Source organism: Moorena sp. SIO3E8 (genome assembly GCF_010692445.1).
Classification (GTDB): Bacteria; Cyanobacteriota; Cyanobacteriia; order Cyanobacteriales; family Coleofasciculaceae; genus Moorena; species Moorena bouillonii.
The window spans coordinates 1-23,119 of sequence record NZ_JAAHHM010000042.1 but is presented as its reverse complement, the minus strand read 5'-3'; the positions used below and the strand labels follow the sequence as shown (position 1 = coordinate 23,119).

General features: G+C 45.2%; 25 protein-coding genes. 14 read left to right on the top strand and 11 right to left on the bottom strand.

Translation table 11 applies throughout. From position 1 onward, the window contains the following. Positions 1–18: 18 nt before the first annotated feature. Positions 19–2,352 carry a selenide, water dikinase SelD gene (gene selD, locus F6K46_RS18870; protein WP_293060630.1) on the top strand — a complete coding sequence of 778 codons (2,334 nt, stop codon included), beginning with the start codon at positions 19–21 and terminating at the stop codon, positions 2,350–2,352. 268 nt (positions 2,353–2,620) lie between these two features. After that, positions 2,621–3,337, top strand: coding sequence for a Uma2 family endonuclease (locus F6K46_RS18865; protein ID WP_366510737.1), 717 nt, complete (start codon positions 2,621–2,623; stop codon positions 3,335–3,337). Between the two features lie 162 nt (positions 3,338–3,499). On the opposite strand, the gene F6K46_RS18860 is transcribed toward F6K46_RS18865, so the two are convergent. The 3 genes from F6K46_RS18860 to F6K46_RS18850 all read right to left on the bottom strand — a co-directional run bounded on the left by F6K46_RS18860 (position 3,500) and on the right by F6K46_RS18850 (position 8,373). Next, complete coding sequence (locus F6K46_RS18860) at positions 3,500–4,480, bottom strand: family 2B encapsulin nanocompartment shell protein (protein ID WP_293060628.1); 981 nt, start codon at positions 4,478–4,480, stop codon at positions 3,500–3,502. A gap of 208 nt (positions 4,481–4,688) precedes the next feature. Next, positions 4,689–5,918 (bottom strand): cysteine desulfurase, encoded by a 1,230-nt coding sequence (locus F6K46_RS18855; RefSeq protein WP_293060675.1) that lies wholly within the window; start codon positions 5,916–5,918, stop codon positions 4,689–4,691. 1,477 nt (positions 5,919–7,395) lie between these two features. Beyond that, positions 7,396–8,373 (bottom strand): family 2A encapsulin nanocompartment shell protein, encoded by a 978-nt coding sequence (locus F6K46_RS18850; RefSeq protein ID WP_293060626.1) that lies wholly within the window; start codon positions 8,371–8,373, stop codon positions 7,396–7,398. A gap of 1,309 nt (positions 8,374–9,682) precedes the next feature. On the opposite strand from F6K46_RS18850, the gene F6K46_RS18845 reads away from it, so the two are divergent. After that, the gene (locus tag F6K46_RS18845; RefSeq protein ID WP_293060624.1) at positions 9,683–9,910 is read left to right on the top strand and encodes a hypothetical protein; all 228 of its coding nucleotides are present in this window, start codon (positions 9,683–9,685) and stop codon (positions 9,908–9,910) included. A gap of 240 nt (positions 9,911–10,150) precedes the next feature. On the opposite strand, the gene F6K46_RS18840 is transcribed toward F6K46_RS18845, so the two are convergent. From F6K46_RS18840 to ndhC, 3 genes are read right to left on the bottom strand one after another with little or no spacing between them, the layout of a single operon-like run. Further along, entirely contained in the window at positions 10,151–10,681 is a 531-nt protein-coding gene (locus F6K46_RS18840) for an NAD(P)H-quinone oxidoreductase subunit J (RefSeq protein WP_293026125.1), read from the bottom strand. After that, the gene (gene ndhK, locus F6K46_RS18835; RefSeq protein ID WP_070391733.1) at positions 10,674–11,420 is read right to left on the bottom strand and encodes a photosynthetic/respiratory NAD(P)H-quinone oxidoreductase subunit K; all 747 of its coding nucleotides are present in this window, start codon (positions 11,418–11,420) and stop codon (positions 10,674–10,676) included. Before ndhK ends, F6K46_RS18840 begins: the two co-directional genes overlap by 8 nt. Continuing rightward, on the bottom strand, positions 11,417–11,779 hold the full coding sequence (gene ndhC / locus F6K46_RS18830; protein ID WP_070391734.1) for a photosynthetic/respiratory NAD(P)H-quinone oxidoreductase subunit C: 363 nt from the start codon (positions 11,777–11,779) through the stop codon (positions 11,417–11,419). The genes ndhK and ndhC overlap by 4 nt, the downstream gene beginning before the upstream one ends. 323 nt (positions 11,780–12,102) lie before the next feature. On the opposite strand from ndhC, the gene F6K46_RS18825 reads away from it, so the two are divergent. The 8 genes from F6K46_RS18825 to F6K46_RS18790 all read left to right on the top strand — a co-directional run bounded on the left by F6K46_RS18825 (position 12,103) and on the right by F6K46_RS18790 (position 15,656). Beyond that, the gene (locus tag F6K46_RS18825) at positions 12,103–12,450 is read left to right on the top strand and encodes a rubredoxin (protein ID WP_293026129.1); all 348 of its coding nucleotides are present in this window, start codon (positions 12,103–12,105) and stop codon (positions 12,448–12,450) included. A 137-nt stretch (positions 12,451–12,587) separates the two neighbouring features. Then, positions 12,588–13,592, top strand: a complete 1,005-nt coding sequence (locus F6K46_RS18820) for a photosynthesis system II assembly factor Ycf48 (RefSeq protein WP_075905841.1) — start codon at positions 12,588–12,590, stop codon at positions 13,590–13,592. Between the two features lie 133 nt (positions 13,593–13,725). Further along, the gene (psbE, locus tag F6K46_RS18815) at positions 13,726–13,971 is read left to right on the top strand and encodes a cytochrome b559 subunit alpha (protein ID WP_070391736.1); all 246 of its coding nucleotides are present in this window, start codon (positions 13,726–13,728) and stop codon (positions 13,969–13,971) included. 26 nt (positions 13,972–13,997) lie between these two features. After that, on the top strand, positions 13,998–14,132 hold the full coding sequence (psbF, locus tag F6K46_RS18810; protein WP_075897540.1) for a cytochrome b559 subunit beta: 135 nt from the start codon (positions 13,998–14,000) through the stop codon (positions 14,130–14,132). Positions 14,133–14,143: 11 nt separating this feature from the next. Further along, on the top strand, positions 14,144–14,263 hold the full coding sequence (locus F6K46_RS18805; RefSeq protein ID WP_071986819.1) for a photosystem II reaction center protein L: 120 nt from the start codon (positions 14,144–14,146) through the stop codon (positions 14,261–14,263). A gap of 255 nt (positions 14,264–14,518) precedes the next feature. Beyond that, positions 14,519–14,671 (top strand): hypothetical protein, encoded by a 153-nt coding sequence (locus tag F6K46_RS18800; RefSeq protein WP_293060621.1) that lies wholly within the window; start codon positions 14,519–14,521, stop codon positions 14,669–14,671. 61 nt (positions 14,672–14,732) lie between these two features. Beyond that, a complete protein-coding gene (locus tag F6K46_RS18795) occupies positions 14,733–14,852 on the top strand; it encodes a photosystem II reaction center protein J (protein ID WP_071986820.1) in 120 nt (39 codons plus the stop codon). Positions 14,853–15,491: 639 nt separating this feature from the next. Further along, positions 15,492–15,656 (top strand): hypothetical protein, encoded by a 165-nt coding sequence (locus tag F6K46_RS18790; RefSeq protein WP_293117239.1) that lies wholly within the window; start codon positions 15,492–15,494, stop codon positions 15,654–15,656. Between the two features lie 11 nt (positions 15,657–15,667). Here F6K46_RS18790 and F6K46_RS18785 read toward each other — a convergent pair whose 3' ends face one another. Together F6K46_RS18785 and F6K46_RS18780 are read right to left on the bottom strand one after the other, a co-directional pair. Beyond that, on the bottom strand, positions 15,668–16,486 hold the full coding sequence (locus F6K46_RS18785) for a CPBP family intramembrane glutamic endopeptidase (RefSeq protein WP_366510873.1): 819 nt from the start codon (positions 16,484–16,486) through the stop codon (positions 15,668–15,670). Between the two features lie 898 nt (positions 16,487–17,384). Next, a complete protein-coding gene (locus F6K46_RS18780) occupies positions 17,385–17,768 on the bottom strand; it encodes an AbrB family transcriptional regulator (RefSeq protein ID WP_075897544.1) in 384 nt (127 codons plus the stop codon). A 411-nt stretch (positions 17,769–18,179) separates the two neighbouring features. Here F6K46_RS18780 and F6K46_RS18775 point away from each other — a divergent pair, with 411 nt between their 5' ends. Further along, the gene (locus F6K46_RS18775; protein WP_293045253.1) at positions 18,180–19,181 is read left to right on the top strand and encodes a succinate dehydrogenase/fumarate reductase iron-sulfur subunit; all 1,002 of its coding nucleotides are present in this window, start codon (positions 18,180–18,182) and stop codon (positions 19,179–19,181) included. Beyond that, positions 19,178–19,366, top strand: coding sequence for a chlorophyll a/b-binding protein (locus F6K46_RS18770; protein WP_071103444.1), 189 nt, complete (start codon positions 19,178–19,180; stop codon positions 19,364–19,366). Before F6K46_RS18775 ends, F6K46_RS18770 begins: the two co-directional genes overlap by 4 nt. 339 nt (positions 19,367–19,705) lie before the next feature. Here F6K46_RS18770 and F6K46_RS18765 read toward each other — a convergent pair whose 3' ends face one another. The 3 genes from F6K46_RS18765 to F6K46_RS18755 form a co-directional block, all read right to left on the bottom strand. Further along, complete coding sequence (locus F6K46_RS18765) at positions 19,706–21,505, bottom strand: mechanosensitive ion channel domain-containing protein (protein WP_293067856.1); 1,800 nt, start codon at positions 21,503–21,505, stop codon at positions 19,706–19,708. Positions 21,506–21,865: 360 nt separating this feature from the next. Next, positions 21,866–22,030 (bottom strand): hypothetical protein, encoded by a 165-nt coding sequence (locus F6K46_RS18760; protein WP_293026145.1) that lies wholly within the window; start codon positions 22,028–22,030, stop codon positions 21,866–21,868. A 129-nt stretch (positions 22,031–22,159) separates the two neighbouring features. After that, complete coding sequence (locus F6K46_RS18755; protein ID WP_293117236.1) at positions 22,160–22,291, bottom strand: hypothetical protein; 132 nt, start codon at positions 22,289–22,291, stop codon at positions 22,160–22,162. Positions 22,292–22,551: 260 nt separating this feature from the next. On the opposite strand from F6K46_RS18755, the gene F6K46_RS18750 reads away from it, so the two are divergent. Further along, the gene (locus F6K46_RS18750; protein ID WP_293069112.1) at positions 22,552–23,010 is read left to right on the top strand and encodes a hypothetical protein; all 459 of its coding nucleotides are present in this window, start codon (positions 22,552–22,554) and stop codon (positions 23,008–23,010) included. Positions 23,011–23,119: the final 109 nt, after the last annotated feature.

The following is a 23,119-nucleotide window of genomic DNA, read 5'->3' as shown; positions in this document are numbered from 1 at the left end:
ATTTTTTCAACGGGTCTCATGCAGCCAGCTCCTCAACCGATCACCACAGATTTAGTCTTAGTTGGTGGTGGTCACAGCCATGCGATCGCTCTCAAAAAGTTTGCCATGAAACCTCTGCCTGGTGTCCGTATAACCCTGATTACCGACAATGCCCACACCCCCTATTCGGGAATGCTACCAGGTCATGTTGCCGGTTTTTACACCTACGATGAAGCTCACATCGACTTGCGTCGTCTGGCGGTGTTTTCCAAAGCCCAGTTATATTTAGACCAAGCGATTGGTCTGGAGTTAACTGAAAAGAAAGTAATTTGTGCCAATCATCCCCCTGTTGCCTTTGATTATTTATCCATTGATATTGGCAGTACGCCAGCAAGGGTTGGAACACCTGGTGCAGCTAAGTATGCGATTCCTGCAAAACCGGTTCCCCTGTTTTTGGCAGCCTGGGAGCAAATCGCTGCCCAGGTGGAACACAATCCCATGGGCCCTCTCACCTTGGGTATTGTTGGGGGTGGAGCTGGTGGAGTAGAACTGGCCCTGAACATGCAAGCAAAATTGCATCAAATTTTAACCGATGCTGGTCAACCGACGGAGAAGTTACAAATTCATTTATTCCATCGAGGTACTCAACTGTTACCCCAGCACAATCGTTGGGTCCGGGGTCACTTAGAAAAAATTTTATTCCAACGAGGAATTAGAATCCATTTAAGGGAAGAAGTGAGTCAAATATCTGCTGATGCCGATCAATCCCAACCCCTCAAGGTGATCTGTGACTCTGGCTTAAAAGTTGAATGCCACCATGTCTTTTGGGTGACTCAAGCCTCGGCTCCCAGTTGGATTAAAGCCTCAGGACTAGCCACTGATGAGCGCGGGTTCATTCTCGTTGCCGATACCTTACAGTCGATTTCCCATCCCCATGTCTTTGCTACTGGAGATATTGCCACCATGCAAAACTACCAGCGGCCTAAAGCTGGGGTATTTGCTGTTCGTCAGGGAAAACCATTATTTGAAAACCTGCGACGGATTGTCTTAGGCCAAAAACTGCTCCCTTACCATCCCCAGGCTCGATATTTAAGTTTAATTGGCACGGGGGACAAACAAGCGATCGCTTCTTGGTCATTTTTGGAGTGGCGCTCACCGCTGCTGTGGCTATGGAAAGACCAAATTGACCGCAAATTCATGGATAAGTTTGACGATTTACCGTCAATGGAAGCGGAAGAACCAAGCAGTAGGGGAGATCAAGAGTCCAAAAGACAAGAAGACAATCTCTCCAGTTCCCTGTTGCCATCACCGATTAGCAAACCCAAAATGCACTGTGCAGGCTGTGGTTCAAAGGTGGGTAGTACAATCCTAGAAAAGGTGATCAAACGGCTGCCGATCATGGGAGGAGCCGATATTATGATTGGATTGGGGGACCCAGATGACGCAGCTGTTTTGCAAGTGCCAGCCGGTCAACTGCTGGTACAGACAGTCGATTATTTTCGTAGCTTGATCGATGACCCCTATATCTTCGGTCAAGTTGCCAGCAATCACTGTTTGAGTGACATTTTTGCCATGGGAGCAACCCCTCAAAGTGCCTTAGCCATCGTCACCATTCCCTACGGGACAGACGAAAAGATCGAGGAAACCCTCTATCAATTGATGTCGGGAGCCAATAAAATCCTCCAAGACTGTCAGAGTCCCTTAATTGGTGGTCATACCACTGAAGGCGCGGAATTAGCCTTTGGTCTGTCCTGCAACGGGCTAGTTCATCCCGAGCAACTTTTGCGCAAAAGTGGGATGAAACCTGGGCAAGTGTTGATTCTAACCAAAGCTATTGGTACAGGAACACTGTTTGCAGCTGATATGCGCTACCAAGCTAAAGGTCGCTGGATTGAGCAGGCCCTTGAATCCATGTTGCTCTCCAATCAAACTGCTGCCCAAGTCCTTCTTGAATCCGGCGCAACAGCCTGCACTGACATTACTGGATTTGGGCTGTTCGGACACCTGTTCGAGATGGTAAAAGCCTCCCAAGTGGGAGTTGAATTAGACTTAGATGCCATACCGATTTTGCCAGGAGCCATAGAAACCGTGCAAGCAGGAATTACCAGTTCCCTACACCCTCAAAATTTACGACTAGCCATCTACATCAATAATGCTACCCAGGCTAGTGATTTAGCCAAATACCAGTTGTTATTTGACCCTCAAACCTCTGGTGGACTCCTGGCTGCTATTCCAGCTGAAAACGTTGATGAATGTATCAAGAAGTTGAAAACATTTGGCCACAAGCAAAGCTCCTTGATTGGTAGGGTTATTCCTGCTCCGGAAACTATGCCAATTACCCTGAGGAATGTAGAATTGAGAATTGAGAATTGAGAATTGAGAATTGAGAATTAATAATTGAGAATGCAGTATTGGGCAGACACATTTACAAATCAATTCGGTAAACCCGCCCCGGTGATACCGGTGGGGCGGGTTTAGCTCAATTATCGTGTGGTTGCCAAATTTCGGTTGAACCCGCCCCTAAATCAAGGGAGACAAATTGCATTTATAGGCGTACACCTATCGCATTATTAGATAAGAATAGCAAAAAACGTTCAAAACACAAGGGAAGCGATCGCTCCATTTAGAAAGAGTTAGGGGAGTGTGGAATAGATTTTTTTCTCACTATCCCCATCTCCCTTGTCTACCTTACCATTTACATCGAAGCAGCAACGATAAACGCTTCCCTATTCCCTATTCCCTATTCCCTATTCCCTATTCCCTATTCCCTATTCCCTATTCCCTCATGACAATTAGCAAAAGCCATAGCTACTTTACACCGGAAGAGTACTTGGAAATTGAACGGGTTAGTCCCATCAAGCATGAATATCTTCAGGGTCAAATTGTTGCTATGGCAGGTGCGAGTAAAGCCCATGTCATTATCACAGGAAATCTCTCGGCTTTACTAGTAAATCATTTACGCGGTAAAGGTTGCATCTCTTATGCAACTGACATGAAGCTTCGCTTGCCCTCCTTAAATCTCTTCTATTACCCCGATTTAGCTGTAACCTGTGACGACAGGGATCGCTACTCCAATGAAGACTTTATTATGCACCCCAAACTGATTATTGAAGTGTTATCAGACTCCACCGAAGCATTTGATCGAGGTGAGAAATTTGCCGACTACAAGACAATCGCAGAATTTGAGGAGTATGTGCTAATCCACCAAAAACAAATTCTAGTGGAGCAATTCCAGCGTAAGTCAAACAATCTGTGGGTTCCCCAGATCTATCGAGCCGGAGACACAATCAAGTTTACCAGCATTGGCTTTTCTTGTGCGATCGCCAAGCTCTACGAAAATATTGAGCAGCTGTTGTAAACCGGGACAAAATTCCGACCAAGCATAGCTCAATTGTCCAAAAGCTGAAGCCCTTGCTATATAAAGCGTCCCACCTTAAGTTCGAAGATATCTATCTAATTATAAAATAATAATACCAGAAAACGTTGCAGAACACAAGGGAATTTCCCTAACACCTAACACCTAATCATAGTAGCAACCAATATCTACATTTTCTAGTACCCCCAAAGCATCGGGAACCAGCACGGCGGCGGAAAAGTAAAGGGTGACGAGGTAGGAGGCGATCGCCTTCTGGTCAATGCCCATCAACCGTACGGACACACCTGGAATCTCTTCATGTTCGCCAATCAAACCTGTTTTACGTAGCCCTACCACTCCTTGCTGCGCTTCACCCACGCGCATCAGCAGAATATTGGATTTGCCTTTGGCATCCACGGCAAGTTTGTTACTGGCAATAATGGGAACTCCACGCCAGGTGATAAAGGGCGATCCAAACAGGTTCACTGTGGCTGGGGGAACCCCACGACGAGTGCATTCCCGACCAAAGGCGGCGATCGCCTTGGGGTGAGCCAAGAAAAAAGCAGGTTGTTTCCACACCTTAGCCAGGAGTTCATCGAAATCATCTGGGGTGGGGGGACCTGTGCGTGTTGAGAGTCGCATGGAAGGATCCGCCCTGTGGAGTAACCCAAAGGCTCGGTCTGGATCACCATTGCCATCGTTATTGACAATTTCCCATTCCTTGCGCTCCCTTAGCCCTTCAATAGTCAAGCGCAACTGCTCTTGCAACTGATCTCTGGCATTGCTGTAGAGGTCACTGACCCGGGTATGCACCCGCACAATTGTTTGAGCCACCCTTAAGGGATATTCCGGCGGATCATCGTCATAGTCAACAAAGGTTTGGGTGAGGGTGGGTTCCCCTTCGTGACAACTTAAGATGTCAATGTTCTTTTCTCCGTCATCGTTTGCGGAAAAACCCTCTGAAATCCTGACATCCCGTCGGTTGACACGGTAAGTCCCCCCTGAAACTTCAACCCAAGGCAATAGCTGGAGCAACCAGCGTGGTGAAATTGCCCGCATTTGCAGCGGGGATTTGGTGGTACAGGCTAGTTTCTTGGCGGCCCGAACACTTAAACTCTGTTGTGGCTGCTCCGATGTGTAAACCATAGAATCGGTTCTCTTAAACGATTAGGGTCTAGCGGTAAACGCATCTAATTGGCACGATTGATATATATAGTGTTTTTAAAATTAAATAAACACTATCTTATGTATAAAATTCCTTGTCAACAAGCGCAATAAAGCCTGGTTTATTGAAAAATACTCCCAGTTTATTGACAAGATGCGTTTACCCTGATTATGATATTTAGACTGAGTTTTACGATAGCTGGTGTTTGGCCTTTTTAATTGCTGCAATCAGCTTATCTACTTCTCCAAAGGTGTTGTAAAACGCTAAGGATGGGCGCACAGTGCTAGTCAACCCAAACCGTTTCAGGGTGGGTTGGGCGCAATGATGTCCAGCACGTACGGCAATGCCTTCACTATCCAAGAATTTCCCCATATCCTCTGAAGAAATATTCTTAAGGGTAAAGGACAACGTACTGACCTTACCCGGCGCTGTACCAATCTGGCGCAATCCTGGAATAGCAGCCATTGCCGCTGTGGCATAGGCCATCAATGCTTCTTCATGTTTAGCCGCTGCTTCAAAACCAATTTGATTGAGATAGTCAATGGCTGCCCCTAAACCTACGGCTGCCGCCAGGTTGCCGGTACCTGCTTCAAATTTAGCTGGAATGTCGTTAAAGGTGGTTTTTTCAAAGGAAACAGACTCAATCATGTTGCCACCACCTTGCCAGGGGGGCATCTCTTTGAGTAAAGCTGCCTTGCCATATAGAGCACCAATACCAGTGGGGCCAAAGAGCTTGTGACCGGAGAAAACATAAAAGTCAGCCCCGAGGTCTTGAACATTGGTTCGGAAATGGGGAACCGATTGAGCCCCATCGACCACCACCGTAGCACCATGGCGATGAGCCATAGCTGCCATAGTTTTGATGGGCAGCACTGTTCCCAACACATTGGAAACATGACTCAGGGCAACGATACGGGTGCGATCGCTGAGCAGTTTTTGATATTCCTCCAGTAGGATTTCCCCTTGATCACTAATAGGAGCAACCTTTAACACAGCTCCTTTCTCTTGGGCTAGCATCTGCCAGGGCACAATGTTAGAGTGGTGCTCTAAAGTAGTGAGCAAAATCTCATCCCCAGCTTTAACATGCTTGCGACCATAGGCTTGCGCCACCAGATTAATCCCTTCGGTCGTACCCCGTACAAAGACAATTTCCTTGGCTAAACTTGCGCCCAGAAACCGTTGAATTTTTTCCCGAGCGTCTTCGTAGGCATTGGTAGAGCGCGCCGCTAGGGTATGAGCCCCTCGGTGTACATTGGAATTATCCTGCTCGTAGAACTGGGATAGAGTATCGATCACGCTCTGGGGTTTTTGACTGGTGGCCGCATTATCCATCCAGATCAGTGGCTTGCCATGAACCTGCTGGTGCAGAATTGGGAAGTCTCGCCTTACCGCTTCCACATCAAAGCCATCCTGGGGCAGTTGCGAGGTTTGCTGATCAGTGGAAGGCTTGGATGAGCTTGACTCCGCCGGTTTTGAGTCTGGCAAAAAGTAAAACTTAGGTGTGCTTCCAGGGGGCAGGGGCACCGCTGCTGGAGGTTCGGTTAGAGACTGATGCAGATCTGCTTCACTCAGAGGAATGCGACCAACCCCTTCTTCTAAAATGCTCAGGAACTCGGCACCGGGTAGCATCTCAACCTGAGGTAGAGCCTCGCTCGTGCTCGGTCCCCCAAGTTGTTTGAGGTTTTGGATTTCCCCTTCCCCTTGACCTTGTAGCTCACGGCTTTGGGTTTCTATTGCCCTTCCAATTTGTTCGGGAGCCACCATGTTGCTACCTGCTGCTGACCCATCCGGTAGCGTAGAAGCATCAGAGCTCATGGTTGAAGATAGATTCGGTAAAAAGTAAAAATCGGGGGAACTTCCATCAAACAAAGATGCAGGTTGGGAAGAAGCCGGTGTTTTCCCCTGGATATCAGGAGAGGATTGTTGGCCTACTGCACCAGGTTGTTCGGGGTTTAACACCGTTTTAGCTTTTGGTTCAACCTCCGATCCTACCTGTTCAGGGTTCTGCAATACTGTATTGGTAGATCCTGCTGCTCCCATCTGGTCTGAGCCAAATTGAGGGGAAGCTGGAAGAGCAGGTTTGGTTGGCAGAACGGCTGCCATGCCTTGCTCAAACAGACGCTGTAATTCGGCTGAGTCGGGTAGGAACTCGCTGAGGCTGAGATCCCCCATCCCTGTCATGCCATTTTCACTGCTTGGAGATTGACTGGGTACTTGACGCCCTGGCCGATTGGCTTCGGTAGCAGTGCTGGGTGCAGTTCTGCTTTTGGTTGCTGCCTCACTGGTTTGAGTCGGAGACAAGTTGGGGGTTTGTGCTGAGGAGATCTTAGGCATTAAGGCAGAGCCAGAGGTATCCCCCTGAGGCACTGACGTTAATGGGGCAGATGTGGGTGTTTTTCCCTGGAAATCAGGAGATTGCTGACTAGTTCCAGCCATCTGGTCTGGGGTTGACCCGCTGGACAGCTGCTGTTGAGCTTCAGCTCCCAATAGGTCTAGGCTCTCCAGACCAGACATAAGTTGTTGAGCCTCAGAGATGATTGGGTCTATTATTTGGCCTAGACCCTGTAGGCTGGACAGCTGCTGTTGGGCATCAGACAGCAATTGCTCTGAACTTTGCCCACTAGTGGTCTGCTGGGGTTGAGCCTCCGGTTGCTTGGGACTCTGGCTGCTGGATTGGGATTGAGCAGCCGCTACGGGTTGACTTAAACCCTGTCGAGTCAACATCTGTGGTATCATGCCAGCCATTGCCTGTGGTGAGGTTAGCGGTTCGGGTAGCTGGGCCAAGAGCTGATTCAATATTTGATCTAACATTTGGGGATCGGATAGATCCCCTCCGAAAGAACTTTCAAGGGGTTGACTGTTCTGAGGCGATGGGGAAAGATTTAAACCTTGTTGTTCAGTCATAATTATGGTAGGTCGTAATATCTACGTTCTCCAGAACGCCCAGGGCGTCGGGCACAAGGCAGGCTACGGAAAAATAGGTAGTAATCAGGTAAGTGGCAATCCCCTGGTCATTGATCCCCATTAAGCGCACGGACACGCCCGGCACTTGTTCTCCAGACACGCCAGTTTTGTGTAGACCCACCACCCCTTGGGCGGCTTCGCCAACTCGCATCAGCAGAATATTGGTTTTGCCCTCGTTTACCTTCAACTTATTACTGGGAACTACCGGAACCCCTCGCCAGGTGATATAGGGTGAACCAAATAGTTGAACGGTTGCAGGAGGAACACCCCGAAGCGTACATTCTCGACCAAAGGCAGCGATCGCTTGGGGGTGAGCTAAGAAAAATGCTGGCTGTTTCCAGACCTTTGCCAATAGTTCATCAAAGTCATCCGGTGTGGGTGGCCCAGTACGAGTGGAGATGCGCATAGATGGATCTGCGGCATGGAGTAAGCCATAGGCTTTGTCGGGATCACCATCACCATCATGGTTAATAATGTCCTTTTCCTTACGTTCCATCAATCCTTCAACGGTGAGGCGCAACTGCTCTCGCACCTGATCCGTGGCATTGCTGTAGAGATCACCGACTCGGGTATGAACCTTCAAGATTGTCTGGACAATACTCAGGGGATACTCCGGAGGTGCATCATCGTAGTCAACAAAGGTTTGGGTTATGGTGGGTTCGCCTTCGTGACCACTTAATATTTCAATGTTCTTTTCCCCATCATCGTTCGTGGGCATCTCTTCTGTAACTCTGATATCTCGGCGGTTCACCCGGTAAGTACCACCAGAAACCTCAACCCAAGGTAGAAGCTTGAGGAGTAAACGTGGGGTCTTCCCCCGCATTTGGGGCGCTGTTTTAGTCGTCGTCGCTAAATTACGCGCTGTTTGAGTACTTAAGCTTTGTTGCGGTTGGTCTGATGTATAAACCATCTCTTAAATCCAAGCAGTACATTAATTTTATTCACCTGGATTAATATACTATTCTCCTGAGGCGGACAGCAATTTAGAATAAATAAATCTTTGATCTTGTTAGGTAATCGGTAATATTTCTTAATTAACCATGGCTTATTGTGCTTGTTGACAAGGGATTTTCCAAATTATATAGTGTTTATTGAATTACCAAAACACTATATAATGAAATATTGCACAACTACAAAAAACTTAATAACGGCAGTGATAACAATCAATTTCAGTACTTAAATAGTCAAATATTATCACTTTTACCTGTTTCCCGTTCCCTGTTCCCTAGTTTTACAGGTAAAATTTTAACTTGGTGCAGTATCTAAGTATACTCAGCTCTTGTACCTGATCAGACAAAAATAAAAACCTAGCTCATTTAACCAATGCATAAGTATATCTAACCAGGGCTATTTCATGGTGGAAAATGCGCTCTTTGTTTATCTATTCAAAACTGGCACCATCTTTGTGCCTAAGCTATATTTGAAAAGTAATCAGAATGAAAGATATTTAGAGCAAAGTTACGAGCAACGACAAAGATTTAAGGTAACTGATGCATCCAAATACGTGAAGCATTTCACCAACAAGCAGCATTTTCGACCTTGCTTGTCAGTCAATATAATATAAGGCATCTTGCCGGTTTTGTGTCAAAGACTTTGTGCAAAAATCCCACACTCACACTTGGCGGTAGGCCATGGGTGGTCGATCACGCTTGCAGATTTGGGGCTTTTTTTCCTGGAAGCTAAAAGCTGATCAGGTCATCGAGAATCCTAAGTAAGTTGATTTGACTATAACCCATCAGCCCTCTTAGGGAGTGAGGAAAGTGCGATGTTGAGTTTGCGATCGCATCAGGGTTTGTATACAGTTATAAAAAGTGTCACATAGTCTATCAATATCTCAAACTATTTGGTATACTTAAGGGATGTTAGTGAACAGCACAAGAAAATGTCGCAGAGTCTACCAAAAACTCTTATTATTTGTTAAACTTAAGTTAGGGGAACACCGACAGGGATTATTATGTAACTTAAATTAAAGCCGAAAACCAAGGGTTTAATAGTTGCGCTCTCTATCCCGGTGGAACCAACTTTGTTGACATTTTTATGGCGCTCGCGGGATATTCCGTCAGAGAAGCGCGGAGATACCCCCTGGATGTTAAAGCATCTTGCATTGGCGGACCAACGTCTATCTTGGTAGACTTTGGTAGCTAAAAAGTATCGGAAACGATCACAAACCCATAAGTGACATACTCCTACACTGAACTCAAAGAGTCAGTTTAGGCTTCTTGCCAACTCCACCCAACGGTATCGGCTTTCGCCGACGCTGCGCAAACGGATACAAGGCCTTTGGCCACGCTACGCGAACGGCGAGCTTTATTAACGACACGGTCAGAAGTTACCGCAAGAATAGTGGAGCCAAAATGGTTAGCAGGCTATGCATAAAAGAGGTGCGACCCGTGGCGAATTTAATTCGCCAACGGAAAGCGCACCTTTGGTTAAAACTTTATGATTAAGGCTCCACTATTCTAAGGTTTCGTCTCCGGGATGCCCCTCCGTGCCGGAACAATACAAAAATTCGATTTTTTCCCTAGTAAATAGCTGACAAACCAGCATTTAAGGCCGTAGGCCACGCTACGTGAACGGCTTTGTTTATCAGTAGATATATTATAGCAATTCCATACATACTCTGTGCAAAATTCATCCCACACCTATGCTGCGCATTAGGTGTGGGATGAATTTTGCCGGACAGCTAATCAATAAGCATCCTGTAATTCGTAGAAGTCCGGTGATATATAATCCTTCCGCAAAGGCCAACCCACCCAATCTTCTGGCATCAAAATCCGCTTCAGGTTAGGGTGCCCTTCAAAAACTATACCGAACATATCGTAGGTTTCCCGCTCCTGCCAATCAGCAGCTTTCCAAATCCAGTACACCGAGGGAACCTTAGGATTATCTCGCGGTAGGAATACTTTTACACGCACTTCCTCAGGCTGATCAGTATTATCACTCACTTTAATCAAGTGGTAAAAGCTCACCAAGTCTGCCCCAGGACCAAAATCATAGCCTCCTTGACATTGGAGGTAGTTAAACCCATAGGCATACAGAGCAGTAGCAATGGGAAGCAAGACATCTGCTTCAACTTTGAGTACCTCAACGCCTAGGTGATCCAACTCCATGAACTCATGCTCAAAACCGTTTTCCTTGAGCCATCCCGAGACTTTTCCCGCTTCAACTATCTCAGAGGATTGTGTGGTTTGCTCTACGGGTTTTGACTCTTCAGCCACGCTCTACCTCCTGCTTTTGATAGGATTTGAGTGCTGGTGGTACTGCCATTCCCATCCCCTCGGTCAACTCTTTGGGGGGAGTATAGCGCTCGTCAGATTGCAGGTACTTACCGGTCAAAATCTCTGGTACCACTTTCATGTTGTGAGTGGTGCTGTAGTAACGGTGGGTTTGCTTGAGCTGACCACGCTCCTGAATCGACTCGTTAGCCACCTTTTTGCGAAGCTTGACAATAGCATCCATGATTGCTTCTGGACGAGGGGGACACCCAGGTATATAGACATCCACTGGAATCAATTTATCCACACCACGCACTGCTGTTGGAGAATCAACGCTAAACATGCCGCCAGTGATAGTACAAGCTCCCATGGCAATCACGTACTTCGGCTCTGGCATCTGCTCATAAAGACGAACCAGTGCTGGTCCCATTTTCATGGTTATGGTACCCGCTGTGATAATTAAATCCGCTTGTCTGGGGCTAGAACGAGGAACCAAACCAAAACGGTCAAAGTCAAACCGCGACCCAATCATTGCCGCAAATTCAATGAAGCAACAAGCGGTACCATACAACATCGGCCAGAGGCTGGAAAGCCGCGCCCAGTTGTAAAGGTCGTCTACTGTAGTTAAGATTACATTTTCCGATAGGTCTTGAGTGATTTGGGTTCGCTCAATCGGGTTAAGAATTTTGTTTGTTTGCTGCTGTTCTATAGCAGCACTATCTTTTGTAACATTAGATTTCATGACCATTCCAAGGCTCCTTTGCGCCAAGCGTAAACCAGAGCAACCACAAGAATTGCAATAAAAATTAGGGCTTCCACAAATGCCAGTAATCCCAGGCGATTGAAGGCGACAGCCCAGGGATAGAGGAATACAGTTTCAACATCGAAAATCACGAACACCAGGGCGAACATATAGTAACGAATGTTGAACTGAATCCAAGCACCCCCCACTGGTTCCATACCAGATTCATAGGTGGTGCGCCGCTCTGGCTCCCGATGGCTAGGTCGCAAAAGCTTGGAAGCCGACAGGGCTAGTAAGGGAACTAAGCTGCAAGCTAGTATGAAGCCTAAGAGATACTCGTAACCGCTAAGAACAAACACAATTGGTCAGTGCCAGGTAAAAACTGGCGTTAGTACTTCTTTACAAACTTTATTATAGGTGGTCTGCCCTTTTGAACGGTCCTCAGGGGTCAGTGGTTGGTTCTCAAAAGCCAATGACTACCATAGACTTCAAGGTTGCTCGTAGTTGATTGTACTCCCTCTCCCTAGAAGACCCTACTCTTTCAAGGGTTGATCAAAAATCGGGTCAGGCATCTCGGAGAAACTCCTGAGCTTAAATCGAAAGTTAAGAAAATCTGACACTTAGTGTGTGATAATATTTTTTAACATAGTTATTAAGATTTGCTGCTTAAGCTTACAGAGGAATGACTGAACGAGCCCCAGAGCAAACCCTAGCTGAACAGGCACCCAGCAGCTATGAATGCCGTGCTTGTGGCTATGTTTACGATCCGACCAAGGGAGATAGTAATCGCAATGTTCCAGGAGGGACATTATATAAGGATTTGCCAGATGATTGGCGCTGTCCAGTGTGCAGCGCTCCGAAAATTCAGTTTATTAATATTGGTGCTGTTAATGCCCCGTCTGGATTTCAGGAGAATCTTACCTATGGCTTCGGTGTTAACCGCATGACACCAGCACAAAAGAACCTTTTAATTTTTGCCGCTTTAGGATTAGGCTTTTTGTTTTTTCTGAGCCTTTACGGTTTGAACTGAAATCAGGGCAGTTGGCTTGTATGCGTGAACGTGAGCAACTGCTGGCATCACCAAAGCTTAGATCTAGAAGCCATCGCCCTTGGTGGGGTCTGAAAACCTACGGAGAACGCTGCCATACTCAAGAAGTTCTGGAAATAATGAGATATTTGATGAAAACGCTGAAACAAATTTTAATATTACTGGCGGTGGCATTAATTTGTGTCAGCTGCAAATTTCCTTCATCCATAAGCTATAATCCTTGGGCGGTTATTTCCTTACCTACAGAAGCGACCATGCAAGACCTTGGCTTTACCGGGGATCTTAGTCATGGATGGATTGTGGGTAGCTATGCCACAATTTTTGAGACTAAGGATGGGGGTAATACATGGCAACAGAAAGGCTTGGATCTAGGAGATGAAAATTATCGCTTCTCCTCTGTAAGCTTTGCTGGTGATGAGGGGTGGATTGTTGGTCAACCCTCGATCATGCTTCATACTAATGATGGGGGTGAATCTTGGTCTCGCATTCTCTTAAGTGAAAAGTTACCAGGTTCACCCAACAGAATCCTGGCTCTCGGACCCAACTCAGCAGAGATGACCACTGATGTTGGCGCAATTTATCAGACTAAGGATGCTGGTAAAACCTGGAAGGCACAGGTAGCACAAGCGGTCGGAGTCACCCGTAATATTTCCCGCTCTGAAGATGGTAGTTACGTTGCTGTGTCTGCTAGAGGGAACTTTTACTCCACTTGGGATCCAGGTCAGAGTGCTTGGTTACAGCATAATCGTTACAGTTCCAAGCGTCTCCAGAATATGGGGTTTACCCCCGATGGTCGTCTGTGGATTTTGGCCCGGGGTGGTCAGGTACAATTTAGCACTGCCGAAAACCTAGAAGAGTGGGAAGAACCAATTTATCCAGATTTTTCCAACAGCTTGGGATTACTTGACTTAGCCTATCGCACACCCAATGAAATTTGGGTAGCAGGTGGCAGCGGTAATTTGCTTTGTAGCTTTGATGGTGGAAAAACCTGGCAAAAAGACCGGGATCTTAGGGATGTTCCCTCGAATTTTTACAAAATAGTCTTTGTAACACCAGAACAGGGGTTTGTCATTGGTCAGAAAGGGATTTTACTCAAGTATGAGCTGCCTAGCCAGGAAGCTTAGGGCTTGGAAATCCCTATGATCGATGCCAGTCAGTTTCGTTTTATCTTTCAACATCCAAGATGTAGAAAAAAACGGCACTTAGAACTATTATAGTTATGGAATTTTAAACGGTTGTTGGTAGGAGGAATCTACGATGGCAGGTACAACTGGAGAACGTCCGTTTGGTGACATTATTACCAGCGTTCGTTACTGGGTGATTCACAGTGTTACTATCCCAGCCCTATTTATCGCTGGTTGGCTTTTTGTGAGCACTGGTCTGGCTTACGATGCGTTTGGCACACCCCGTCCTAATGAATACTTTACTCAAGAGCGGATGGAACTACCAATCGTTTCCGACCGCTACAATGCTAAACAGCAAGTTGAAGAATTTGCTCCATAAGGTTTTTTAGATAAAGGCAGACAATCATGACTAGCAGTAATCCCAATCAACCAGTTTCGTATCCGATTTTCACGGTTAGATGGTTAGCGGTTCATACCCTAGCCGTTCCTTCAGTCTTTTTCTTAGGCGCGATCGCAGCCATGCAATTTATTCAACGATAGGAGAAGCAATTATGGAGCGGAATTCCAATCCCAATAGACAGCCGGTTGAACTCAATCGGACGTCTCTTTACTTAGGTCTATTACTGATTTTTGTGCTTGGTATTCTGTTTTCCAGTTATTTCTTTAATTAACTGATTTAACAGATTCGCCTAAATCCCCATCTTGGAGACGGCTCGGATGTAAACTGGAAAAGACTCTTAGTTAATTCCCTGGTAATTTCCGGTTAATCGCTAATTTCCTAGCTAAGATGCACCGCGATAGACATTTTTCCTAAGTTGTTTAGGTTATGGCACCTACGAATGAACGCTATTTCGTAGCCCTGTCACTAGTAGTTAAGTTAAGGGAAAAGTGCTGCTAGCTCAACAAGCCTTTACAACATTGTCTTGATGCAGTCGCTCATGGGGGAAACCCCCTGTTCCCTTGCTGCATCGCTGCCGTTCGCGGAAGCAGGAAGAAGTCCGGCAAAGATTACTCCTGATAGGAGTTGCGCAAAATCTAAGCCACGAGGGAGGCTTTTCAACGAAATTACTAGTTATTAAGCCTTCTATCGTTAACTACATGTAAGAAAAAAAACTTGATTTAAAATTGGAGGTATAAGCTGTGTCTGGAGGGGGAAGAATTCCTTTATGGATAGTTGCCACTATCGCTGGTACTGGTGTCCTCGTAGTGGTTGGTCTTTTCTTCTATGGTGCCTATGTGGGAGTTGGTTCTTCCATGTAAGGTTGACCGATTTCTCTGATTAACAGGAACCTGTAATTTATCACCAACTATAATTTCCTGATTTAGTTGGTGATAGGTTTCCATTATAACAAGGTTTTGAAACCTAAAAAATCCTTGAAAGGCTTAAAGCCAATAGGGTTTTATGCCTTTTGTTGTGGGCTAGCCACAGGTGCAACCCGTAGTCAATTTTATGCTTAATGGGTTAAGCGCACCTAATAATTCATGCGGTTTTAACCCGTGATGATGTCAATGGTAGATCCGACCATAATCTCTGATATGGTTGTGAGTAATTTGCCTCTTGTTTCAATAGGATAATCGCTGGTTTAACATGAGCTGGCGGTATTTTTTTTGGTCATTAGTTGCTAAGACAGCCTGCCGGATATAGGAGTCTGTTGAGAGGTTTAAAGCCAATTTAAAACAGCTTAAATTTTTATCTAATCGAGGGGGTCTGGGGCAGCGATAAGACCCGCGCTATATCCGATCTTGTTAGCGCCGGGATACATGGGCCTCACAGGGGTAGGTTTTTTTCATTAGGGTCAAACATGGGGCGACCCAGAGGGAGAAGAAAAGGAAAACAACGAAAAAGCGGTGCAGCTTCGGAACAGGGGGTTTCCCCCACTCGCGCTTTGCATCAAGACAATGATGATTTTTAGCGATGCAGCTTCGGAACAGGGGGTTTCCCCCAAGACCGCGCTGCATCGCTTTCTTATCCCCCACACCCCACACCCCACACCCCACACCCCACACCTCACGTCTTTGTTAAAAACCTACCCTTATGAGGATACATGGGCTCCCCTAGGTTAATTGAGGGGATGTCACCAAATGTTGACCAGCTGATTCGGCAACATCAGTAATAATAAAGCCCCAACTCCCAATAAACAAAGAAGACCAACTATCCCAGCTAACGGTTTTCCTCCCAAACCCGTTATCCATATTGGTCCACTGCCTGTGTAAGCAATTAATTCAGCTGAGTCCAAGCAAGTTAAACCCCAAATCCAACCAGCATGTAGTCCCCATGCTAAACCCAGACTGCCTCCATCCACCCAACGGGCTAGGACTAATACCATTCCCATTAGCCATAATCCTGGTAACTGAGGGATAGTATCTTTTTGTTCCCAAACTAGGTGTAATAGGGCAAAAACCCCACTAGAGATGGCTGCTCCTACCCCGATAGAATAGTCCTGCTTTAGTTGATTCACTAAGAAGCCACGAAAGACTAACTCTTCTGTAAGCCCAATCCACAGACCTAATAACATCACTGGCAGTAATATCGGTACCAAACGCTGCCAATTTTCAGAATTCCAGCGCACCCAGCCTAGTGATAATTGCCCAGTAAATACTATGATTAAGCTGAAAATACCTACTCCTAGTCCCAATCCTAAAGACCCTAAAACGCTTAATTTCCAATCCAATCCGTAATCGGAGAAAGGCACCCCCTCTAGTTGAGAAGCTCCCCATAAAATTAGGGGAGCAATTAGGTAAAGTGCTGCGAGTAGTGGTAACTTTTGGCCTGGTGCTAAAGGCTGATTTGGACGCCACTTTAAAACCATAGCTATAGGGAGAGCTAGGGGCAGCCACAAAACTACCCAAGCTAGGAAAAAAGTTCCTAGCTTCAAAATAGTAGTTGACGTCATTAATGACACAAACGACCCATTAGTTGCCTGATCAAGAATAGCCATTGGCGAGATTTGCAAATTGCTATCAAATTACTATCAAATTACTATAAGGTCTCAACTACACTACCATAAGTGGCTGCTTTTTTACTATGGCAAGTTGCCTAACGAGAGAGTAAATCGGGCTGCTTAATAATAGCCTGGTTTACCGACTCCTCAGGTAGTAGAAAGAAGATTTTTGTTTCTACAGGTGCGACAATCACGCGAATTTAATTCTTAATGGTAAGAGCGCACCTATCATGGTTTTCACAAAGCAAAGTAGAGGCCAAATCTGCCCCAGGGTTTGGATTTAAGCTCTAGGTTATGGTGTGCCCCACAGTACCTTTTTTAGAATGGCAGACAATCAACTTTAATACAATATCTACCTTATTCGTTTCATAGACTCCCAGATCGTTAGACGAAACCGAGGTGCACGTATCATTCTTTTAACAGGTTTTTACGTTGTCTACTTATATTCAGGCAAGTTGGTTGTCTGACTTCCTATTATATAGGACAGCGCTAGTTTAGGGATTACCAACAACAGAATAAAAAAATATCCGTTGCGAATTTATTCGTCAAGCAAGCTTATATCCCCCGGATCAATCACGGGGGCTTTACCCATCACGTCGCCAATAAATTCTTCAAAGCTCACGTCCCCAAAGAATCTTCATGGGGAGGCGTCGCTCGCCCCAAACTGTCGTTTTTCATCCCCGCTCCCTTAGAGACGGGGGTTTCAAACTCGCAGGATTTTCTGTAAGAAGGATTACTTCAAAGCAGTGCGACCCCACGCTTTTTTTTAAGCGAAGCGTGAATGCGCACCAAGAGAGCGAAGCGTGAACACACACCAAGTGGCTGTTTTCTTTGCTTTGTGAGTAGATACCTATTCAGCTTCAGAATCGCCATCCACCTGCTTAAGATGGATATGCTTGTAGCCTAGTTTAATTTCAAACTCATCACCAGGCTCTAATCCCATAGACTGAGTGTAGGTTGAACCAATAACAATTTGACCATTCTTATGGACACTCACACGATAAGTCGGTTCACGCCCCCGACCATCTTTTGTGCCTTCTGGATCCAGGGGAACACCCTTGGCTCCTAAAACCGCATCATAAAAATCTGTTAAATTGACGCGGGTCTGGTCTGTTTTAGTTATAGTGTAATAGCCGCAACGCTTGGCTGTCTCTCGGCGAGGCAAGTGTGATAGCTCTTTTACTTTTTGAAGTAATGCTTTACCAGTTAGGGGAGTAGTTGAAATCTCTGGCATAATCTCACGAGATATCCTTTAAACTTCAGAGTGGTCAAGATCATTAATGGCCAAACTTTGGCTCTATTAAAAATATATCGTTAAATCTATCTCAGTTGACAAGATATTTTGGATCATTTGTTTAAATCTTTACGTATTTCAATAATAACAGATCAGACAATCTCTGCCTAAGCCTTTAGGGGCAGTAAGATGATAACTATGAAAATAATCCAGGAAACATACCAATAGGATTGCACTCTTACACCAGAAGTCAACTAGCGAGGGGTATTGCTTCCCTAGGGACTACTCAAACAAGTATGGCCTAATTATCAAGAGTAACTACTTACCTCAACAGTAGTCCTGTTGCTCATATCATCCCTTAACCTTACCGATTATCCTTGTATATGTTGGAATACTCAAGAGCTTAGTTTTATGCAAGTTGATTTTAAAATCATTCGACAGACTCAAAACACTGCGCCACTACTCCAGACTTATAGGCTGGATGTCCAGAAAGGAAACACGATTCTGGAATGCTTGAATCGTATTAAGTGGGAACAAGATGGTACTTTAGCTTTTCGCAAAAATTGTCGCAACACGATTTGTGGTAGCTGTGGCATACGAATCAATGGTCGCTCGGCTTTGGCCTGTAAGGAAAATGTGGGCAATGAATTGGGCAAGCAACAGCTGCCAGATGACTCTAAAATCCCGGAGATTACTATAGCACCTCTGGGTAATATGCCAGTAATCAAGGATTTAGTCGTTGAGATGAGCAGCTTCTGGGATAACTTAGAAGCTGTTGATCCCTACGTCAGCACTGCTGCTAGGAAGATTCCCGAACGGGAATTTTTACAGAGTCCTGAAGAGCGATCGCATTTGGCTCAGGCAGGTAATTGTATCATGTGTGGTGCCTGTTATTCTGAGTGTAATGCCAAAGAAGTTAATCGAGATTTTGTCGGTCCTCATGCCTTGGCTAAAGCACAGCGTCTGGTGGTAGATTCCCGTGATAATACCACGGAAAATCGTTTGGAGAAATATAACGAAGGAACAAAAGGAGTCTGGGGTTGTACCCGCTGTATGATGTGTAATGCGGTTTGCCCGATGGGTGTGGCTCCTATGGATCAAATCGGTAAGATTAAACAGGATATTCTTGAAGGCATTGAGACCTATGATAGTCGTCCAATCCGCCACCGCAAAGTCCTAATTGATTTAGTCAAAGAGGGAGGCTGGATTGATGAGCGTAAGTTTGGCTTGCAGGTGGTTGGTAACTCATTTCGAGATATCCAAGGTTTGGCGAGCCTAGGACCACTGGGATTACGAATGCTAGTTAGAGGTAAGTTTCCCTTGAGCTTTTCTCCATCAGCAGGCACATCACAAGTGCGATCGCTAATTGAATCGGTAAAAAATTTGGAGTCTGAAGGATCTGATCAGTCATGAGTTCTGAAACACCCAATTCTAGTGAATCGTCTCAGGAGTCTTTTAACCAACCTGAACCAGCTTTTGGTTGGACTCCCTATGCTGAGCAAATCAATGGCAGGTTTGCCATGGTTGCCTTAGTTTGTATCGTGTTACTGGAGTTGCTCACTGGTCAAGGTTTGTTGACTTGGCTGGGTCTACTCTAAGGAATTTCCAACTACTATATAATGATCCCGAGCTTGAGATTTCTTTGCTCTTACAATCAGGATTGTTGACGGTTGACGGTTGAACGCGCACGTGTGGCCGAAAGGCCAAGGTTGACGGTTTACTACCTCTGTTGGGATTTCCTCCTTGCCCTGACCAGCCAATTGTTGCGGCTACACAAATGTAGAGACCTAGCATGCTAGGTCTCTACAAAACTCTGGGCAATGAAAAGCTAATTAAACTGGAGTATTGCACCCGGATTTGGGATCAGTTGTGTTAATTAGATAGATTTTGGACCGCTGCTATACGAAAGTAGGCATTCTACAGAAAAGTCTACAGATTCAAGCTGTCTTACCATTGGGGAAAGAGCTATGGGGCTTTGGATTTGCTATCTGGCCATGACTTCCTGCTCGGGGAAGGTCTTGCTGAGCCATAACTTCGCTGATGTATATTTCCTGCTGAGGCAGTGGGATCACAATCCCCTCTTCTTCAAATCTTTCTTTTATAATTCGGCTGATGTCACAATAGGCTGTCCAGTAATCCTCTTTCTTAGTATAGGCCATAAACCAAATATTAACAGCATATTCAGCCAATTCCCCAGTGTCAATCCAAGGTGCAGGGTCTTCTAATACTAAAGGATGAGAGTTGGCAATATCCTTAAGAACTTGGATCGCTTGAGTAATACTATTGCTATAGCTGATCCTTACCGTGAGAAACATAGCGCGGACGGGGCTACTGGTTTCATTCTCAATAACGTTACCCCAGATTGAGTTGTTTGGCACGATAATGATTTTATTTTCATAAGTCTTGATGGTGGTGCAAACTAAGTTGACATCCTTAACCGTACCTTTTACCCCAGCTACTTCAATCATATCGCCCACGTCAAAAGGTTTATAGAGCAAGATCATTAACCCATTGGCAAAGTTACCGAGGGTATTTTGGAACGCAAATGCTACCACAAAACCAGCAGCTCCAATCATGGCCATCAGTGGACCAATACTGACCTCTAGGGCAGTGATCCCTAAAAGAAGACCCACCAAAAATAATCCTTGGCGGGTTATCCTAACTACGAACTGACGCAGCATAGCTGACATATTCGGGAACATCCACAAAGATTTCTCGAGGACTTTCCCTATAATCAGGGAGAGGATGCTAAAGCCAGCGACAATTCCTAAAAATTTGCCAATGTTATTCGCCCAGCGCAGACCTCCTTCTTTAGACTGGAGCCAGCCGACGATGGTAATCCAGGTTCCTTCAGTGTCAGTGACGTCTACCTTAATCCCACTGATGGCATCGATGTATTTGTCGTACAACTCAACATCACCGCCTTTAGTTTCCAGCTCTTCCAGTACCACCTCAAAGCGATCGCTTAAAGCAGTGCGTTGCTCCCGCAGTGTGGTCATGTTGACCAGCACTTGCTTTTTAACTTCGGTCTTCGCCTCGACCGCTTCTTCTAGGTCTTGCTTGGCTTGGTCAATTCCCTGTCCAGTCTTTTTCTGCTCTTGTTCATCAGTAACGATTTTGTTGCTAATTGTTCCAATCTTCTCTTGAACCTTAGCAACATCCTCGTTTGAGGTTTTGGCTTTATCTTTCTCCGTTTCAGTACCTTCAACTGCTTTATCAATCGCCCCTTGCAAAGTTTGATCTTGCTTGGTCTTTTCCTCTTCTTTGACTGCTTCTTCTACTGACTCCTGAGCTTTTTCGAGAGCTTCTTGTGCATCTTTAGCAGCTTCTAAAGCTTTAACGCGATCCTCCGGCGATCCCTCAGTCTCTATTTTTTGCTTAGTGTCTGTCGCTTCCTCAAGAGCCTCTTTGGCATCTTCTAGGGCATCAACAGCTTCTTTAGTTTGTTGAAGCTCTCGATTTTTGCGCTTGACAGCAATTTCAGCATCGCTAAGTTCTTTAACTTTAGTTTTAAGCAAGAACATCCACGCCTCAGCTTCACCATCCAGCTCATCCTTAGTCAAAGGCTTGAGCATTAGCTCTAGCTCCTCAATCGGAATAGTTGGATCGTCAGTGGTAACGGCTTTCTCTAAGATTAAATTAGTGGTCTGTTTCGCTTGGACCGGTAACCACCATGCCCCAACCATTAAGAGACTGCCAAATAAAATGCTAATTTTCTTTTGTCGGTAACGAATCATTGGTTTTTCGTGTTAATAAGACGTTAATGAAGATGTAACCTGTATAGTTTGGTTCACTGTTGAGTGTTAACCAATGAAGATGTAACCTGTATAGTTTGGTTCACTGTTGAGTTTTAACCGTTGACTGTCAACAGTTGCTCCCCCCATTACCCCCGAAGATCGGCAGAGCTGTTTCATTTTCGATTTAGACTGAGGGGGGCAGAGCAGTAGAGCAGCGGAGCCTAATTTTCGGCAAATATTCGGATTTTGACAGAATTTATCCCTTTATAATTCTCTCTATCTAACCCTAAAATGAAGATCCCGGGGGCAGTCAATAGTTAACGTTTAACAGTCAACAGTCAACAAGGTATAGATAGCCTTTTATTGGTTTAAATCGAGCCATGTCCTTATTGTTGCCCAATATTTTTCATCAATAAACATCTTGAACAAAAATTTTGCAAAATCTTTGCTGAATACCGACTCCGCTTTGATCATATCTTTATTTCCCTGGCTGATAATTAATTTTTCATGGCTGCCATCATCCATAGCTTAGTTATCGGTAATGGTAGATTTACCAGCCGTATTTGGTATAATATGCTTCTGTAAAACTCGGTAAAATCCTTTATTATAATAGACTTTATTATTAGCCATTACTTAAATAATCTAGCCAAACTATTAGGGAGTAGGGAGTAGGGAATAGGGAGTAGGGAGTAGGGAGTAGGGAGTAGGGAGTAGGGAGTAGGGAGTAGGGAGTAGGGAGTAGGGAGTAGGGAGTAGGGAGTAGGGAGTAGGATAGTTGGAATTCAAAAATATCACAAATACTTACTAATTTATCTTCTAATAAAACTAAAAAAATATTCGATTTAATGGCGTCTAAGCCTAATATGTTATAGGCAATTGACGTTATTTATTTAAACTAATAATATTCCTGCTATTTTTTACCTATTCTATGGGGAACATGTCAGTTATTTTGATTTGATCGGAGATAATAACTTGATAATAATATCCGTTGCCAAGTAATATCAGCTTGGTTTCATCAGAAACAAACATTAGAGATAAGTTAGGTGATGAAAATCTTAAAAGTTATCAAAAACGGCATGGACTTCAAATTCGCCCCAGCGTTGAAAGTCCTGTGCGCTTTGTTGGTAGCGGCACAACTGTTTTTAAGTAGCGCACCAGGCGCGATCGCACAGCCCATTGGCCCTTGTGTACTAAATCTGGCTGATATTGCTGTGCCCTGTACTCGCGACATCAATCCTTGTGGCAATCCTAGCTTTTGCCAGTGCCCGCCTGCATATTCCTATGATGCATCTGTCGGCAAGTGCATCATCGAAGACATTCGTTTGGCAGACGGTCCTGGAGAACCTGTTGAGGGCAAGTGTTCAATCCCACCTCAGGGTATTTGCACAGCAGACATCAATGTGTGTGGCTATCCGAGCATTTGCCAATGTCCTGGGGGAACCGAATACAGTGATTTGACTGGTTCTTGCGTAATACCCTTGCCATACTATACCAATCCTAAATGATTTTGAAGAAAAATGAGATATCATGGAATATAAATTTACCACCATGTTCTCATGACTCTGGAAGAATTTATAGCTAGCAATCGAGACCCTAGAGAGCTAAAGCGAGCAA